Source organism: Dokdonia sp. MED134 (genome assembly GCF_000152925.2).
In the GTDB taxonomy this organism is placed as follows: Bacteria; Bacteroidota; Bacteroidia; order Flavobacteriales; family Flavobacteriaceae; genus Dokdonia.
The window spans coordinates 2,213,460-2,230,225 of the sequence record NZ_CP009301.1; the positions used below are offsets into that span (position 1 = coordinate 2,213,460).

At 38.9% G+C, this 16,766-nt stretch carries 16 protein-coding genes; 9 read left to right on the forward strand and 7 right to left on the reverse strand.

The features are described from left to right. Nucleotides 1–6: 6 nt before the first annotated feature. Nucleotides 7–363 (reverse strand): arsenate reductase family protein, encoded by a 357-nt coding sequence (locus MED134_RS09775; protein WP_038598382.1) that lies wholly within the window; start codon nt 361–363, stop codon nt 7–9. An 84-nt stretch (nt 364–447) separates the two neighbouring features. On the opposite strand from MED134_RS09775, the gene MED134_RS09780 reads away from it, so the two are divergent. Then, nucleotides 448–912, forward strand: coding sequence for a DinB family protein (locus tag MED134_RS09780; protein WP_038598384.1), 465 nt, complete (start codon nt 448–450; stop codon nt 910–912). On the opposite strand, the gene MED134_RS09785 is transcribed toward MED134_RS09780, so the two are convergent. Continuing rightward, entirely contained in the window at nt 902–1,624 is a 723-nt protein-coding gene (locus tag MED134_RS09785; RefSeq protein ID WP_038598386.1) for a DUF4163 domain-containing protein, read from the reverse strand. The genes MED134_RS09780 and MED134_RS09785 overlap by 11 nt on opposite strands. 85 nt (nt 1,625–1,709) lie before the next feature. Further along, nucleotides 1,710–2,963, reverse strand: coding sequence for a T9SS type A sorting domain-containing protein (locus tag MED134_RS09790; protein WP_038598388.1), 1,254 nt, complete (start codon nt 2,961–2,963; stop codon nt 1,710–1,712). Nucleotides 2,964–3,219: 256 nt separating this feature from the next. Here MED134_RS09790 and MED134_RS09795 point away from each other — a divergent pair, with 256 nt between their 5' ends. Next, on the forward strand, nt 3,220–4,359 hold the full coding sequence (locus tag MED134_RS09795) for a cystathionine gamma-synthase (protein WP_038598390.1): 1,140 nt from the start codon (nt 3,220–3,222) through the stop codon (nt 4,357–4,359). Nucleotides 4,360–4,403: 44 nt separating this feature from the next. On the opposite strand, the gene MED134_RS09800 is transcribed toward MED134_RS09795, so the two are convergent. Beyond that, complete coding sequence (locus tag MED134_RS09800; protein WP_038601146.1) at nt 4,404–5,246, reverse strand: THC0290_0291 family protein; 843 nt, start codon at nt 5,244–5,246, stop codon at nt 4,404–4,406. Between the two features lie 205 nt (nt 5,247–5,451). Between MED134_RS09800 and gdhA the strand changes: the two genes are divergently transcribed. From gdhA to MED134_RS09820, 4 genes are all read left to right on the forward strand, one after another. Continuing rightward, nucleotides 5,452–6,795: an NADP-specific glutamate dehydrogenase gene (gene gdhA, locus MED134_RS09805; RefSeq protein ID WP_035326496.1), complete on the forward strand. Its 1,344-nt coding sequence runs from the start codon at nt 5,452–5,454 to the stop codon at nt 6,793–6,795. 191 nt (nt 6,796–6,986) lie between these two features. After that, on the forward strand, nt 6,987–9,266 hold the full coding sequence (locus MED134_RS09810) for a two-component regulator propeller domain-containing protein (protein ID WP_038598393.1): 2,280 nt from the start codon (nt 6,987–6,989) through the stop codon (nt 9,264–9,266). Continuing rightward, on the forward strand, nt 9,266–9,985 hold the full coding sequence (gene recO / locus MED134_RS09815) for a DNA repair protein RecO (RefSeq protein ID WP_038598396.1): 720 nt from the start codon (nt 9,266–9,268) through the stop codon (nt 9,983–9,985). The genes MED134_RS09810 and recO overlap by 1 nt, the downstream gene beginning before the upstream one ends. Then, the gene (locus MED134_RS09820) at nt 9,986–12,397 is read left to right on the forward strand and encodes a TonB-dependent receptor plug domain-containing protein (protein WP_038598398.1); all 2,412 of its coding nucleotides are present in this window, start codon (nt 9,986–9,988) and stop codon (nt 12,395–12,397) included. It begins immediately after the preceding gene. Nucleotides 12,398–12,435: 38 nt separating this feature from the next. On the opposite strand, the gene rsmI is transcribed toward MED134_RS09820, so the two are convergent. From rsmI to MED134_RS09835, 3 genes are read right to left on the reverse strand one after another with little or no spacing between them, the layout of a single operon-like run. Beyond that, the gene (rsmI, locus tag MED134_RS09825) at nt 12,436–13,110 is read right to left on the reverse strand and encodes a 16S rRNA (cytidine(1402)-2'-O)-methyltransferase (protein ID WP_038598400.1); all 675 of its coding nucleotides are present in this window, start codon (nt 13,108–13,110) and stop codon (nt 12,436–12,438) included. A 41-nt stretch (nt 13,111–13,151) separates the two neighbouring features. Continuing rightward, nucleotides 13,152–13,514, reverse strand: a complete 363-nt coding sequence (locus MED134_RS09830; RefSeq protein ID WP_038598403.1) for a DoxX family protein — start codon at nt 13,512–13,514, stop codon at nt 13,152–13,154. A 6-nt stretch (nt 13,515–13,520) separates the two neighbouring features. Beyond that, nucleotides 13,521–14,357 carry a hypothetical protein gene (locus MED134_RS09835; RefSeq protein WP_038598406.1) on the reverse strand — a complete coding sequence of 279 codons (837 nt, stop codon included), beginning with the start codon at nt 14,355–14,357 and terminating at the stop codon, nt 13,521–13,523. Between the two features lie 113 nt (nt 14,358–14,470). On the opposite strand from MED134_RS09835, the gene MED134_RS09840 reads away from it, so the two are divergent. The 3 genes from MED134_RS09840 (at nt 14,471) to mscL (ending at nt 16,724) form a co-directional block, all read left to right on the forward strand. Then, entirely contained in the window at nt 14,471–15,127 is a 657-nt protein-coding gene (locus tag MED134_RS09840) for a thymidine kinase (RefSeq protein WP_038598409.1), read from the forward strand. Continuing rightward, entirely contained in the window at nt 15,128–16,228 is a 1,101-nt protein-coding gene (alr, locus tag MED134_RS09845) for an alanine racemase (protein ID WP_038598412.1), read from the forward strand. It abuts the gene before it with no gap. A gap of 88 nt (nt 16,229–16,316) precedes the next feature. Next, nucleotides 16,317–16,724: a large conductance mechanosensitive channel protein MscL gene (mscL, locus tag MED134_RS09850; RefSeq protein WP_038598415.1), complete on the forward strand. Its 408-nt coding sequence runs from the start codon at nt 16,317–16,319 to the stop codon at nt 16,722–16,724. Nucleotides 16,725–16,766: the final 42 nt, after the last annotated feature.

A 16,766-nucleotide genomic window follows, 5' to 3' on the forward strand; every position in this document is an offset into this window, starting at 1 on the left:
AGATTTTTATGCTTTTGAAAATGCCTCAACAGCAGCAGCAACCACCTTCTTGCTATTACCTACAAAAATTTGATTGTCTACAATCATAACCGGGCGCTTTAAAAAAGTATAATGTTCAAGTATAAGATTTTTAAAATCTTCTTCAGAGAGAGATTGCTCGTTAAGACCACGTTTACGGTAGAGTTGTGCTCGTTTACTAAAAAGCGACTCATAACTACCGCTCATTTCTTTCATAGCCACAACTTGATCTTCTGTAAGAGGCTCGGTTTTAATGTCTTGTAATACAACGTCACTAGACGGGTTTATTTCAGAAATAATACGCTGGCAAGTGTTGCAAGTAGCTAAGTGTATGATTTTTTTCAAAATATGGTGGCTTATTAAATTACTTTACAAAATTACCATCTAACTCATCCAAAATGAATTATTTTTAGACAAAAATTACACATTATGACCTATACCTTTGATATCTGCCTTAAAAGTAGACAACTTTTAGAACGCTTTTTAAAAAGTCATACTACAGAGGAGCTTAACACAATTCCAGAGGGTTTTAATAATAACATTATATGGAATATAGGTCATAGCATCGCCACACAGCAACTTCTTACATACGGGCTGTCTGGGCTTAAAACTAAGCTTGATATGGCATTTATAGATCGCTATAGAAAAGGTACAAAACCAGAAGGGCTAGTTACTCAAGAAGAGGTGGCACAAATGCATACACTCTTGTTTACAACACTAGCAGAATTACAAGAAGATTATGAAGCTGGACTTTTTAAAGACTTTAAAGAATACACATTATCTACTACGGGCGGTACACTTACTAACGTCGGAGAAGCTCTGGAATTTAATAATTATCACGAAGGCTTACACTTAGGGTGCGTTATACAGTTGTCAAAACTCGTTAAAAAGTAAGGTAACTCTCTGCTTCTTCCCAAGGTATAGTAACCACCATATTTTCAGACTGTAGTGCATCTAGATTTATGTAATAAAGCACTACGCCTACTTCTGTAAAACCAACTTCTTTAAGACTCTCATAAAACGTGGGATTGTTAAAGATATACGCCTGCTGTGGGTACTCTTTTGTGAAGTACGCTTTCGCGAAAGCGTAAAAATCTTCTGTAAATAGTGCTTCTTTAGATAATAGCTCTCCGTTTTGTGGATTTAGGTTGAGGTAGCTTGCTCTGTCATACCCACTTGCGCCACCAGAAAATTGATAGGTATAGTGCACAATAGACAGCAAATTATTAGTCCCATATGAGATTGCTGTTTCTATTTGGATTTCGTGAGCATCAGACAGCTCAGTAGTTTCGGGATATGAAATTTGAGACTCGTTTATGTATAAGTCTATTGCATCTGTTATGCTGATGTCTGGCACTTCAGAAGCATTATACAAAGTGGAAGTTGTCTTATCAAGAATCCACTTATTTGCAATGTCCTTAACCGTTTCTGGCGAAGAGAAAGTAATAATATCAATATCTATGTCTGGGCATTGCTGTGTTGCACATAAAGCTATGTCGCTAGTGGTATAACGTGCGCTATTAGTTTCGTAAACAACTTCTTTCTCACAGCTCACGATAGAGATAGATAGTATAGTAAGTAGGAGGGGAGCCAGTATTTTTTTCATTAGATAAATGTAGGGTTAAGGCAGCAATAAAAAAAGGCTACTCATATATATGAGTAGCCTTTTAAAAATTTTTAGCTTATAAAGCTTATTGCTTGATAAACTTGTAAGTTCCTGTTTGACCTTCTGCAGTTACTTGTACTAAGTAAGCACCAGATTTAAGGTTAGAAACATCAATAGCATCAGATAGAGCATTTACGCTCTGATTTACTACTACTTGGCCTACAAGGTTGTATACCTTAACATTAGATATTGTAGAAGCCGCAGTAACATTTAACACGTTAGACGCTGGGTTTGGAAACATTGAGAATCCATCTAGAGCATCAGACCCTGACTCTGTAGAAAGAAGATTATCTCCTGTTACTGTTAGAGATAATTCTCCTGTACTATCACTAAATCCTGTTGCTAATATGTAATAATTTGTACCTAGACCATCTGTTGTAAAGGTGATTTCGCTTTGAAGAGTTCCGTTTGAGTCATCATTATTTCCTTCACAAGTAAGTGCGTTACAAGTACCACTAAAAATTGACACCTCTGTATCAAAATCAGAACCAGCAAGACTAACAGTAATATCTGAAGCAACATCACCAGTGTTAATAACATACCATATACCTAGTGCAAGATCTGATACACCACATCCTGCAAAATCTTCTGTAGCCGTAGTTGTACTTGCTGTGATTGTTTCATTATCTTCAATAGGAATAGCTCCTGTACAGTCGTCATTAGGTAAATCACAGCTTAAAGTGATTGCGTCATATGTGGTATCACAATCTGTGTCATCTCCAGCAGAACTTAAAACCACAGATGTTCCAGAGTCAAAAGGTCCTATAAAGTAAGTCCCTTCTTCTGTTACTTCTAATGTGCTATCATCTATGTCATTTGTAAAAGTAATAGTCGGTGCAGAGCCGAGGCTTACAACTTCAACTCTCACTGAGAATTCTTGAGATTCACATTCGTTTTTTGCTGTAATTACTACATCTGCCGGAGTACAATCTATACAGTTTGCGGCGATTTCTGTAGGTACATCTGTAAGATCTCCCGCTCCTACTTCTTGGTCTACATTATTTAGTATACGATAAGAAACTTCTCCATCAAAAGAACCAGAGTCGTCTACAGTAAAGGTAATAGCGTCTCCATCTGTAACACTAAAAGTCTCAAAACCTTGACTTCCAGCATCTAGTGTGGCGTCGTCTAAAACGATTGTGCCATTTACGATAACATCAATAGAGTTTCCATTCCAACCGTCACCAAAACTGTCATTAAGTTCTAGTGTATAATCACACTGACCGATTGCAAATAAACTAGTAAAAAGCATTAAAAATGCAAGAGTAATTTTTTTCATACTAAAATTGTTTAAGGTTACTAATGTGTTAAATATAAGTTATTTAATTAGCCAGAATATTTTATAGGAGTATAAATTTGTTTTTTTTCGTTAAAGAACATTATTCTCGGCCTTATTTGTAGACAAAAACCTACAAAAAATAAATTAACAAACGTTAGTGTGTTAAATCATTGGGTATCTAATAATTTTTTGAAGTGCTCAGCAGGGTTATTTTTTACTATAGTTAAGTAGCTTTGCAAGGTGCAAAAATCTACTTATGAAATTTAACACGAAAACTATACACGGTAACCAGCAGCCAGATGCAGCTTATGGATCTGTGATGCCGCCCATTTACCAAACCTCTACTTATGTTCAAGAGTCACCAGGTGATCATAAGGGATATGCCTACAGTAGATCTGCAAACCCTACACGCCACGCACTTGAGCAATCTCTCGCAAGTATAGAAAATGGAGCATTTGGTATGGCATTTGCCTCTGGTATGGCTGCGATAGATGCGGTAATGAAACTACTTAAACCAGGTGACGAGGTTATCACTACAAATGATATTTATGGCGGTTCTTTTCGCTTATTTACTAGAATATTTGAGGGATATGGCGTCGTTTTTCATTTTGTAAATATGAGAGATATTCAAAATATTAAAACTCGTATCACAAATAATACAAAGATGATCTGGATGGAGTCTCCTACAAACCCGATGATGAATATTTTTGACATACAAGCCGTTGCTAAACTTGCAAATCAAAACAATATACTCCTTGCTGTAGATAATACGTTTGCAACTCCATACCTTCAGACTCCTCTGGATCTGGGGGCGCATATTGTGATGCATAGTGCTACAAAGTACTTAGGCGGTCACAGTGATCTAGTAATGGGAGCACTTGTCGTAAATGAAAAGACGCTAGCAGAAAGGCTTTACTTTATACAGAATGCGTCTGGCGCTATATGCGGTCCTCAAGATGCGTTTCTTGCGTTGCGCGGTATAAAAACCTTGCACATACGTATGGAAAGGCATTGTCAAAACGGGCGTGCAATTGCCCATTATCTTAAAAATCACTCTAAAGTAGAAAAGGTGTACTGGCCAGGTTTTGAAGACCACCCTAGCCACCATATTGCTAAGAGACAAATGAAAGATTTTGGGGGGATGTTATCATTTTCCACATATGGAGATAGTACAGAAGATGCACTCAAGGTTATAAAAAATTTAAAAATCTTTACCCTCGCCGAAAGTCTAGGAGGTGTAGAAAGTCTAGCCGGTCACCCAGCTACAATGACACACGCTGCAATACCTAAAAAAGATAGGCTTAAAATAGGTTTAACAGATTCTTTAATACGACTAAGTGTGGGGATAGAAGATGTAGATGATTTAATAGAAGATCTTGAGCAGGCTCTTGAGTAGTATTCCGCTTTCGCGAAAGCGTAACTCTCAACCTTATCAGTATTTTAATCTAGGTAATAGATATACCCTACATTCATCCAGAATATCCAGTCGTTTACTCTGTTGACAGGTCTTGGGTCTGGATTAAGCCCATCTACCCAGTTTGAAGTGTAGTAGTGCCATCTCAAATCTATATTAAGATCACTTAGAATACCTAATTTATAACGAGTACCTACACTCCAAGTGATTGCCCAAGTATCACCCACACGGGTATCTATACCTGTACCCATCTGTCCTTCACCTACATTAAATCCTTCTATAATAGCTGGTCCCGTATCTGTAGGATCTGTTGTGAAAGGATTGAGTACTTGTCCAAAGATATTACCATCCTCACGTAGTGAAGTTGTAGCACTAGGATTAAAAGAAACAAAGTGAGCTCCTACACTTACATATGGAGCAAACTTATAGGCCCCAGCAGAGAAGTCACGTATGCTCATAGGGAAGTATTCTAGTTGTGAACCTATCTCTAGTACTTGAGTTCTACCTGTATGTGCACGAAGTCGCATACCTCCAAAATCGTTATCACTCGCCTCTGGGCCAAAGTTGTCTAAGTTTGTTATATGGAAATCTATCTCGTTTCGTACCTTAAAGTGATCATTAAAGTAGGTGTACTTTGAGTAACAGTTACAGTCTGCTTGATAGGCAAAGTTTAGGTAGTGCACTATTCCCACACCAAAGCCTACATTACCAAGGTTGGTCTCAACATTACTACGCTCTCCATAATCAGATTGAAACGCAACTGGACCGGCTATAACGCCAAGTTCGTGTGAAAACCCAAACTGAGCATTTAAGCCCTGCTGTGTGATCACCATTAATAATAATGCCAGTAGTAGGTACTTGGCTCTCATAAGTAGGTAATTAGGTGAGCAAATATATAAAAATATGTCAAACATCGAGTTTTTTGAGTTAAAATGATATTTCACGTAAGTGCAATCTTACAATAATATATTTAATTACGATATTCTAAAAAAAACACGCTAAAAATCAAGGATAATGTATATTTGTAGCTCTAACAGAACAATGTTTAAAGCATTGTCATAATAGATACCTTTTATGTCAGACAGCATTAAAAAATTTGTCGATTATGTTGCTCAGAGCAACCCAAATGAACCAGAATTTATGCAGGCAGTCCACGAGGTGGCAGAAACTGTAATTCCTTTTATAGAAAAAAATCCAAAATACCAGGGTAAGAAACTCTTAGAGCGTATGGTTGAGCCAGAGCGCACTATTATGTTTAGAGTGCCTTGGACAGATGACTCTGGAGAGATTCAAGTAAATAGAGGATACCGTGTAGAGTTTAACAGCGCTATAGGGCCATATAAAGGAGGACTTCGTTTTCACCCTTCTGTAAACTTGAGTATTCTTAAATTTTTAGGGTTTGAGCAAGTGTTTAAAAACAGTCTTACTACATTACCTATGGGTGGTGGTAAAGGAGGATCTGACTTTAACCCAAAAGGAAAGTCTGATGCAGAGGTAATGCGTTTTTGCCAGAGCTTTATGAGCGAGCTAGCTCGTCACATAGGTCCTAACACAGACGTACCTGCTGGAGATATAGGAGTAGGCGGTCGTGAGATAGGCTATATGTTTGGACAGTACAAAAGACTTCGTAATGAGTTTACAGGAGTACTTACAGGTAAAGGACTTACTTATGGAGGTTCTTTAATGCGTCCAGAAGCTACCGGTTATGGTGATGTATACTTTGCACAAAGTATGCTTAAGACTAAAGGTGAAACTTTTGAAGGTAAAGCAGTAGCAGTTTCTGGATCTGGAAACGTTGCTCAATATGCTACAGAGAAAGTTACTCAACTAGGTGGTAAAGTAGTGACTATGTCAGACTCTGGAGGTTACATTTATGATAAAGATGGTATAGATGCAGATAAGCTTGCGTTTATTATGGATCTTAAAAATGTAAAACGTGGTCGTATAAGCGAGTATGTAGATACATACACAAGTGCAGAGTATCACGAGGGACAAAGACCTTGGTCTACTAAGGTAGATGTTGCACTTCCTTGTGCTACACAAAATGAACTTAATGGAGATGAGGCAAAAACACTAGTAGATAACGGATGTATATGCGTTGCCGAAGGTGCAAATATGCCTTGTACGCCAGAAGCTATAGAAGTTTTCCATAATGCAAAAATTCTTTTTTCACCTGGAAAAGCATCAAACGCAGGAGGTGTTGCGACATCTGGACTAGAAATGTCTCAAAACAGTTTACGTTTTAACTGGACTGCAGAAGAGGTAGATCAAAAACTTCACAAGATTATGCTAGACATACACGAAGCGTGTGTAGAGTACGGAAAAGATGAAGACGGTTATGTAGACTACGTAAAAGGAGCAAACGTTGCCGGATTTGTAAAGGTGGCAGATGCTATGCTAGCTCAAGGAGTGGTATAGTAAGTCACACACATAATATAGTATTACAATCAGACAGCTCAGGCTGTCTGATTTTTTTATGGGTAGTATTACGCTTTCGCGAAAGCGTAATCAGAATACCTAACTATCTTATGCATTACCTCGCTCCATTTCTGTGCTCAAAGCAATAATTGTACATTTGGTCGTTTTATACAAATAAACAGTTACCGGTAGTGAAGACGCGTTTTTTCTTATTGATTCTTCTCACATCATTTACAGTGATGTCGCAAGACTTTTCAGAAAACTGGACAGCACATTACTCTTATAACCGAGTGTCTGATATGACCTCTGGTAATGATAGAGTATACGTGGCTTCAGAAAATGCTGTTTTTATATATAACACACTTGATGAGTCTATAGAGACTAGAACCACCGTAAATGGTCTTTCTGGTAATGTAATATCTGCTATTTATTATAGTGAAAATTTTGACACTCTCTTTATAGGGTATGAAAATGGTGTTATAGATGTTGTAGTGGGAAATAGCACAGATGTTCTTACTGTGGTAGATATTTTTAATAAACCTGCTATCCCACCAGACCGTAAGCGCATTAATCATTTTGAAGAGTATAATGGCTTTGTTTATATATCCTCTAGTTTTGGTATTTCCTTATTTGAGCTTAGTCAGTTAGAGTTTGACGATTCTTATTTTATAGGTAACGGCGGTGGCTTACTAGATATAGGTAGTGTAGCCATACAAGAGCCATACATCTATGCAGCGTCTAGTGACGGAGGTTTACGTAGGGCACTTGTTGCAAATGATAATATTATAGATTTTGATAACTGGGAGACTATACGTACTGGATCTTACCAGGAGATTGTAAGTTTTAATAATGACCTTTACTTACAAGAAGACAACCAGATTCTTATCTCTCAAAATGGGATAGATTATAACATTTTTGAATCATACCCAGAGACGGTAATAGACATTAGACCTAATGAAGATTTTTTATCTGTAACATATAATGCTACTGTCTTACTTTATGATGAAAATCAAAATCTAGCTCAAACCTATGGTGCGATAGAAGGTTTTACAACAAGATATACTACTACATTGACACTTCAAGGAGAAATCTTTGTTGGGACACTGGGTTCTGGTGTGGCGCGATTTTCTAGTAATAATATTTCTGATGTAGCAAGGCTACTTCCTAATGGTCCGCTAGAAAATGAACATTTTGATGTAGTAGCAAGCGCTGGAAACTTGTGGTCTGTTTTTGGAGATTTTGATGTCTCTTATAATCCTTTCCCGCTCAAAACACAGGGAATAAGTAGATATGAAGAGGGTTTGGGGTGGAGTTTTATAAACCCTGGAGATCTTTTTGGGGCGACAAATTTTGTGCACGTTGCTATAAACCCCTTAGACCCAACACAGATATATGCAAGTTCTTTTAATGCAGGTCTAGTTGAGGTGCTAGATGCAACGCCAAGTATTTTATATGATGAAAATAATAGTTCGCTATCTCCTGTTTCATCAACTACAGATGATGTACGTGTAAACGGAGGAGCGTTTGATGCTGAGGGTAATTTCTGGGTAACTAATGCAAGATCACCGCTAGGCTTGCACAGGGTAAGTCCAGCAGGACAATTTTCTTCTTTTAACACAGAGGAGATTCTAGCAGGAAGTGATGCAAATCTTGATGCCCTTGCAATAGGTCTTGATGGTGTCGTATTTTTTGGGACAGATACAAGAGGTGTGATTGCTTATAATCCAGCTGCTAATGAGTTTGCAAGACTTGCAGGAGAAGATGGAGCAGCAAATTTACCTATAGATGATATACGCTCGCTAGCAATAGATAGAAACGGGGCTTTGTGGATTGGAACACGATTAGGTCTTAGAGTACTATTTGGCCCATCACAAATTTTTGAAAACCCCCAGATAAGCGCAAATGCAATTATATTTTTAGAGGATGGTCTAGCTCAAGAATTGCTTAATGACCAAGTGATAACAGATATCATTGTAGATGGAGCAAATAATAAGTGGCTAGCCACTGCAGACTCTGGTGTGTTTTACGTGAGTCCTAATGGTCAAGAAACCATTTTTCACTTCACTACAGATAACTCACCACTGCCCTCTAACACGGTACAATCTGTTGCGATAGACCCAGAGACGGGGAGTGTTTACTTTGGTACCGTAAGAGGTATGGTATCTTTTGATGGTACTTCTACCGCTCCTGCAGATAATCTGGAGAATGTACTTATATATCCTAACCCTGTGAGACCAGGCTTTAATGGTAACGTGCGTATAGAAGGACTTACCGCTCGTACTAATGTAAAAATTACAGACCTAGTAGGCAACCTCGTTTATGAAGAAAATACCACAGGTGGCAGCATAGAGTGGGATACAACAGCCTTTGGCCGTCATAAGGTGGCTTCTGGGGTATACTTATTACTTATTACCGGCCCTCCAGAAGAAATGCAAGAGACTACCATAGAAAAAGTGATGATCATACGATAATGCTAGTAAAAACAGAAGCTATTGTATTCTCTGCGCTCAAGTATGGTGAGGCAGATCTTATTGTAAAGGCTTTTACAAAAAGCAGCGGTGTCAAGTCGTACCTGCTCAGAAATATTCTTAAATCCAAAAAAGGAAAGCTACGTGTAGCGATGTTTCAGCCGCTCACGCATCTTGAGATAGAGGCAAACCATAAAGACAAGGGAACCCTCGAGAGTATAAGAGAAGCAAAAGTCATTACTCATTATACCAGCCTGCACACTCAGGTAGCAAAGAGTGCTATCGTTTTTTTTATATCAGATATGCTGCGATCTTCTGTGCAAGAGGAAGAAGAAAATGCTCCATTATTTGAGTTTCTGGTTGCCTCAAGCTTATGGCTAGATTTACATAGTGATATTGCAAATTTTCATCTATTATTTTTAGTGAAGTTAAGCGGCTATCTAGGCTTCTATCCAGATGATAGTGAGGCACATCACATATATTTTAATTTGCTAGATGGTTATTTTGAGTCTTCAGAGCGCACCTTGTATAGTAGATCTGGAGAAGAAATTGAGTTGTTAAAAAGGTTCTTAGGCATAAATTTTGATGCACTTACACAAATCAAACTAAACCAAAAACAACGCACCTCCTTTCTCAATATACTGTTACAGTATTATGAGTTACATTTGCAAGGTTTTAAGAAACCTCGCTCACTAGCGGTGCTTAACTCAATTTTTAGCTAAATGCGCATACTTTTATCCCTATTTCTGCTGCTGTCTTTTACTTCTTACTCGCAGGTCATTACAGTACTAGATGTAGATACGCGTGAGCCTATAATAGGGGTTGCTATCTTTAATAATGACAAGAGTAAAAGTGCACTCACAGATTTTGATGGCAAGGCAGATGTGACCGCTTTCGCGAAAGCGGAAACCCTTTATTTTCAAGAAGTCGCACATAAGGACGCTCAGTATACAAAAGCACAAATAGCAGCATTTTCTAACCGAATTTTTCTCAAACAAAAGGATAACCAGCTTACAGAAATTGTGCTCTCTGCTAGCAAATTTGCACAAAGCCGAAAGAATGTACCTCAGAAAATAGTAGGTCTCACCTCAAAGGATATTATAAGAGCAAACCCGCAAACAGCGGCAGATTTACTAGAGACAAGTGGGTCTGTTTTTGTTCAAAAAAGTCAGCAGGGTGGAGGTAGTCCACTCATACGAGGATTCTCTACAAATAGGCTACTTATCACTTTAGACGGTGTGAGATTTAATACGGCAATATTTAGAGGGGGAAACGTGCAAAACGTGATATCTATTGATCCTTTTATTATAAACCGCACAGAAGTTTTACTAGGTCCAGGTTCGGTAATTTATGGTAGTGACGCTGTAGGTGGAGTGATGAATTTTTATACAAAACAGCCCAAACTATCATTTTCAGATAGCCTTACGGTAACAGGTGCAGCTGTAGCCAGAGTAAATACGGCCAATAATGAGAAGACTGGTCACTTTGATATCACACTGGGAAAAAGACAGTGGTCTTTCCTCACAAGTGCTAGTTACTCAGATTATGATAACCAGCGACAAGGGAAGCACGGCCCAGATGATTACCTACGTTCTGAATATGTACAGACTATAGATGGGGTAGATGTAGCTGTCACAAATGATGACCCACTGGTACAAGTAGGCTCTGCTTTTAACTCACTTAATCTAATGCAAAAAGTGAGATATACGCCTAATGAAAAGTGGGATTTTAACCTTGGAGTGATTTATGCAGCCACATCAGATTATGATCGTTATGATAGATTAACGAGAAAACGTGATGGCGAATTTAGATCGGCAGAGTGGTTTTATGGCCCACAAAAGTGGTTTATGACTAACCTCCAGGTTAATAAAGAAGGTAATGGTCAGTACTACGATAGAGTGATAGGTACCTTTACTTACCAGAATTCTAAAGAAAGTAGAAATGACCGGGATTTTAACGCGACAGACTTCTTTGAGACAGATGAGAGTGTAGATGCAATATCTGTAGGTTTAGATTTTGTTAAGAAGCTTGAGACTAAGAGAAACAAAATATTTTATGGCCTTGAGTATATACATAACAAAGTACACTCAGATGGTCAAGTAACAGATATAACTACGGGTGACATTGCAAACACAGCGTCGAGATATCCAGATGGCTCTACCTGGCAATCGCTAGCAGCTTATGCCAGTGCACAAATAGAGCTTTCTGATAAGACACATTTACAAACGGGATTACGTTATAATCACATCTTACTAGCAGCAGACTTTTCTGATAATAATGAGTTTTTTGCATTTCCTTTTCAAAACGCAGACTTGAGTACGGGTAATCTCACTGGAAGTTTTGGCGTGACTCACGAGGTGTCAAAAAAAGTAAGTGTTAAGGCTAATCTGGGTACAGCTTTTAGAGCACCTAATATAGATGACGTGGGTAAAATTTTTGATAGCGAGCCAGGTTCTGTTGTTGTGCCTAACCCTGATCTTAAATCTGAATATGCCTATAATGGAGAGCTGGGCGTGAGTCTTAATTTTTCTAACGTACTACAGTTTGATGTAAACGGGTATTATACCCTGCTGGAGAATGCACTGGTGCGCCGCGATTTTAATCTTAATGGTGTTACAGAGATAGAGTATCAAGGTGAGACTAGTAATGTACAAGCTATTCAAAACGCGTCTAAGGCAGAGGTATATGGTGTGGGGATAGGGGCAAATGCAAACCTCACAAAGCATTTAAAGCTCACAAGCCAGTTTAATTACACGAGTGGAGTAGAGCAAGAAGAAGATGGGAGTTATGTGCCTTTTAGACACGTGGCACCACTCTTTGGAAATGGGCATTTAATCTGGGCAAAAGATAAGTGGACACTTGATGCCTCTGTGGCATATAGCGGTAAGTTTGATTTTGATGAGCTTGCTCCTAGCCAGCAAAGTAACTCACACCTTTATGCGCTAGACGGAGATGGTAATCCCTTCTCACCTAGCTGGTATGACTTGAGTATTGCGAGTAGATATGTACTTTCAGACAGTTGGTCTTTTACGGCAAATCTTGAGAATATTACAGACCAGCGATACCGTACGTATTCTTCTGGAATAGCTGCTGCGGGAAGAAATTTAATACTTGCGGCGACTTATAATTTTTAAGATTACGCTTTCGCGAAAGCGTAAAAAAAACCATTTAACTACTTGCTTTTGCCACCTACTATGATGACAATCTCACCCTTAGGAGGTTTGTTTGTATAATGTGCTAGCACCTCTGTTGCGGTACCTCTCACGGTTTCTTCGTGCAATTTTGTAATCTCTCGAGAGACAGAAACCGGGCGATCTTCTCCAAAATATGCTACAAAGTGGCCTAAGGTCTTTACTAGTTTGTGTGGCGACTCATAAATAATCATCGTGCGTGTCTCTTCTTTAAGTGCAAGAAAACGAGTCTGGCGACCCTTTTTTACAGGGAGAAAACCCTCAAAAACAAACTTATCGTTAGGGAAGCCACTATTTACAAGTGCAGGTACAAATGCCGTTGCACCTGGTAAACAATCTACCTCTATACCTGCCTCTACACAAGCACGCGTAAGTAAAAAACCAGGATCAGAAATTGCTGGTGTACCCGCGTCACTTATACAAGCTATGGTCTCCCCGGCAGCAATGCGCTTTACAATAGCATCTACCGTTTTATGCTCATTATGCATATGGTGACTCATCATCTGGGTGTCTATCTCATAGTACTTGAGTAGTTTACCGCTGGTGCGTGTATCTTCTGCAAGAATAAGATCTGCCTCCTTAAGTATGCGTATGGCACGGAAGGTCATATCTTCAAGATTACCTATGGGTGTGGGTACGAGATAAAGTTTTGACATACCGCAAAGTTAGTGATTAATGACAGTTTGTAGCTGCAAATCTAGCGATACATAGGTCGTACCTCTTTACCAAAAAAATATGATGCAAGTACGAGAACCGTTGCAACAAGTGTGAGGGTAATATCTTGGTCTGCATTATAATGTGCCGCCGCAGCGAGCACAACATCCATAAAAATACCAGCATATGCCCACTCTGTAAGCCAGGGAATACCTCGCCAGAGTACCATTGCAACTCCTGCTATTTTTAATATCGCTAGGGGTATAACAATGTATGTGGGGTAGTTTAAAGATTCAAAAAACCCCTCAACCATCGCTGTGTTTCTAAAATACATTTGTGCAGAGTATAACATAATGGCACAAATACCTATGGTAGCAATCCAGTAAATGATGCGTTGTGTTTTCATAGCGATTTAATTAAAACGCGCTTCTATAACCTCCATAAATCGCTCCTCTTGTATTTCTTTACCCTCCCAGTTATTGTAGTCTGGCTTTACCATCTGTGTAATAAAGTTTCTCGCCTCGCTAGCAGAAGCAAATGTTTCTAGCTGGCTTAACACGCGGTTGTAGTCAGACGTACTTCCGGCAAAGAGGTGTTTTATAAAAGATAGTTTGTCATTAAGCCCTATTTTAAGCCCTGTCTTTAAGCGATCATTAAGGTTCTTAGGTTTTTCTTCTTCTTTGGGAGTCTCGGTTGTTGTTTCTTTTGGCTCAAATATGGGTGTTTGACCATACTCAGAGCCTATTGTAAAGCTGTCATTTTTACCTACAGCAGGTTCTTGCGGGATGATGGAGTCTATCACCTTATCAATATCTGCCGCTTCTGGTGCCATTTCTGGCCACATATCTTTTATTTTTTCTATAACAGGCTCGTGTACTGGATCTTCATCATTGTACTCTGTACCATCAGGTCTGTGGTGATCTGTTGTTCCTTTAGCCTCCTCATAGCGTGCTTCATTCTCGGCTAGTATTTGAGCTGGAGTTTTTGCCTGCTCACTTTCTGTAGGTTCAGAAAATACGTCTTGCTTTACGGTCTCGATAGAAGTTACTGCCTCAAGATTATCTTCTACATCTTTAAGACCTATTGTGGGTACACCTGTTTTTTCTAGCTTTTCTGCATAGGCCAGAACGGTTAATTTTTCGTGTAGTTCTCTAGAGGTAGCCGCTAGCTTAGTATAATCTGCTGTATCACGTAGTTGTAATATTTTGTGTGCTAGGCTTACAAGGTCTGCCTTGATGGATTTCTTCATAACTTTGAGATATGTGGGGTCGGTTTCGACGTAATTTTGATACATTTACCTACTCCTAATCATTGGGATTGATAAAACGAAATTAAACTCGTTTTGGTGTAGAAAAGTACAAAATGTTTCTCGAAAATACAGTAAATCATAAAGAGCAATTTGGCTGGATAGAAGTCATTTGTGGGTCGATGTTCTCTGGTAAAACAGAAGAACTCATCCGTAGGCTCAAGCGCGCGCAGTTTGCAAAACAAAAAGTAGAAATCTTTAAACCTGCGGTAGACGTGCGCTATGATGAAGAAATGGTAGTCTCTCACGACTCAAATGAGATACGATCTACACCTGTACCAGCAGCAGCAAATATTCCTATTCTTGCAGATGATTGTGATGTGGTAGGTATAGATGAAGCACAGTTTTTTGATGATGAGATTGTAAAGGTTTGTAATGATCTTGCAAACCGAGGCATAAGAGTAATCGTTGCGGGACTTGATATGGATTTTAAAGGAAACCCCTTTGGGCCTATGCCTAACCTTATGGCAACAGCAGAGTATGTGACTAAGGTACACGCAGTTTGTACTCGCACAGGTAATCTAGCACAATACAGTTATAGAAAAGCACAGGGGCAAGATATTGTGATGCTAGGTGAGACAGAAGAGTATGAGCCGTTATCTAGAGCTGCATATTATAAGGCAATGCTGCGTGACCGTCTCCGTACGATGGATGTAGATCAGCCAGAAGAGATAACACCTTCCTCAAAAGAGGCTCCTCAAGACCCTAGCTAGATGGCTATAACACGTTTAGAAATAGATCTCAGAGCATTAAGACACAACTACGCATATATGCGCAGTAAAGTATCGCCAGGTGTAAAAGTAATGGCCGTTGTAAAGGCATTTGCATATGGTAGCGATGCACAAGTGGTTGCTCAAGAGTTAGAAAAGCTCAATGTAGACTACTTTGCGGTGGCATACGTGGAAGAGGGTGTCGCGCTGAGAGATGCGGGTATTACAACACCTATTTTAGTACTACACCCACAGCCGGATAATTTTGAAACGCTGCTAGAGCGCTGTTTGGAGCCTAATATTTATAGCAGGAGAATGCTGGAAATGTTTTCCGCTTTCGCGAAAGCAAAAAAGCAAACCGCATATCCCATTCATCTTAAGTTTAATACAGGTCTTAATAGGTTAGGATTTACAGGGGAAGATGTACCTTGGATTGTCAAAAACGTACTCAAATCTGAACATCTAAAGGTGAAATCCTTATTCTCACACCTAGCGGCTAGTGAAGATCTTGATGAGCGCGATTTTACTTTACATCAAATTGCCCAGTTTGATGAAATAGCAAATGAAATAAAGACCCAATTAGGTTATGCACCATTTATGCATATGACCAATACTTCGGGGATTATTAATTATCCCAATGCTCACTATGATTGTGTGCGCACAGGTATAGGATTGTACGGATATGGTAATACACCAGAAGAGACAGCAAACTTAAAACCAGTTGCTCGTCTTAATTCTGTAATCTCACAAAAACATATTATCAACCCAGGTGATAGTGTAGGTTATAACAGAGCCCTTGTGGCAAAAGAGAAGATGGTAACCGCTACTATACCTATAGGTCACGCAGATGGTATTTCTAGAGCCTACGGCAATGGAGTGGGTTACGTAACGATTGCGGGAGAGAAAGCTCCTTTTGTTGGGAACGTCTGTATGGATATGATTATGGTAAACGTTACAAACATTGCCTGTGAGGAGGGAGATGATGTAGAGATTTTTGGAACACAAACAGGTGCAGAAACTTTATCTCAACAAGTGCAGTCTATCTCTTACGAATTACTTACTATGGTTGGTCAGCGTGTAAAACGTGTCGTTCTCCGAGACTAGTGTTTTTAATATCAAAAAAATTAACGTTTCTTTAGGCTTTGGTTTTTTTTATTACCTTGCTTAAAAATTAACCTTAAAATACATTAAAATGTTAAAAGAATTTAAAGAGTTTATTATGACGGGTAACGTCATAGATCTTGCTGTCGCTGTTATCCTTGCTGGTGCAATTGGATTAGTAATCAACGGTTTTGTAGGAGATATTATGATGCCTATCGTAGGTCACTTTGCAGGAGGAGTAGACTTTGCAGATCTTAAAGTAGTACTTGATGAGGCTGTTGTAGCTGCAGATGGTACAGTTACAACTGCAGAAAATGCAATTATGTATGGTAAGTGGATCAACGCGATCATAAACTTAATCATTGTAGGATTTGTATTATTTATGATGGTTAAAGCTTACAACAAAACTAAGAAGCCTGTTGTAGAAGAAGCTCCAGCAGATCCAGGACCATCTGAGATTGATTTATTAAAAGAGATCAGAGACGCTCTTAAGAAGTAATTTCTCGTAGCAACCGCTACACTATTATATTCTAACTTAAAC

Excerpts from the sequence above, each read along its gene's own strand:
- MED134_RS09835 (WP_038598406.1), bottom strand. The coding sequence starts at position 14,357 with ATGAAGAAATCCATCAAGGCAGACCTTGTAAGCCTAGCACACAAAATA.
- MED134_RS09785 (WP_038598386.1), bottom strand. The coding sequence starts at position 1,624 with ATGAAAAAAATACTGGCTCCCCTCCTACTTACTATACTATCTATCTCT.
- recO (WP_038598396.1), top strand. The coding sequence starts at position 9,266 with ATGCTAGTAAAAACAGAAGCTATTGTATTCTCTGCGCTCAAGTATGGT.
- MED134_RS09820 (WP_038598398.1), top strand. The coding sequence starts at position 9,986 with ATGCGCATACTTTTATCCCTATTTCTGCTGCTGTCTTTTACTTCTTAC.
- gdhA (WP_035326496.1), top strand. The coding sequence starts at position 5,452 with ATGTCAGACAGCATTAAAAAATTTGTCGATTATGTTGCTCAGAGCAAC.
- MED134_RS09790 (WP_038598388.1), bottom strand. The coding sequence starts at position 2,963 with ATGAAAAAAATTACTCTTGCATTTTTAATGCTTTTTACTAGTTTATTT.
- MED134_RS09840 (WP_038598409.1), top strand. The coding sequence starts at position 14,471 with ATGTTTCTCGAAAATACAGTAAATCATAAAGAGCAATTTGGCTGGATA.
- mscL (WP_038598415.1), top strand. The coding sequence starts at position 16,317 with ATGTTAAAAGAATTTAAAGAGTTTATTATGACGGGTAACGTCATAGAT.
- MED134_RS09830 (WP_038598403.1), bottom strand. The coding sequence starts at position 13,514 with ATGAAAACACAACGCATCATTTACTGGATTGCTACCATAGGTATTTGT.
- MED134_RS09795 (WP_038598390.1), top strand. The coding sequence starts at position 3,220 with ATGAAATTTAACACGAAAACTATACACGGTAACCAGCAGCCAGATGCA.
- MED134_RS09800 (WP_038601146.1), bottom strand. The coding sequence starts at position 5,246 with ATGAGAGCCAAGTACCTACTACTGGCATTATTATTAATGGTGATCACA.
- alr (WP_038598412.1), top strand. The coding sequence starts at position 15,128 with ATGGCTATAACACGTTTAGAAATAGATCTCAGAGCATTAAGACACAAC.
- MED134_RS09780 (WP_038598384.1), top strand. The coding sequence starts at position 448 with ATGACCTATACCTTTGATATCTGCCTTAAAAGTAGACAACTTTTAGAA.
- rsmI (WP_038598400.1), bottom strand. The coding sequence starts at position 13,110 with ATGTCAAAACTTTATCTCGTACCCACACCCATAGGTAATCTTGAAGAT.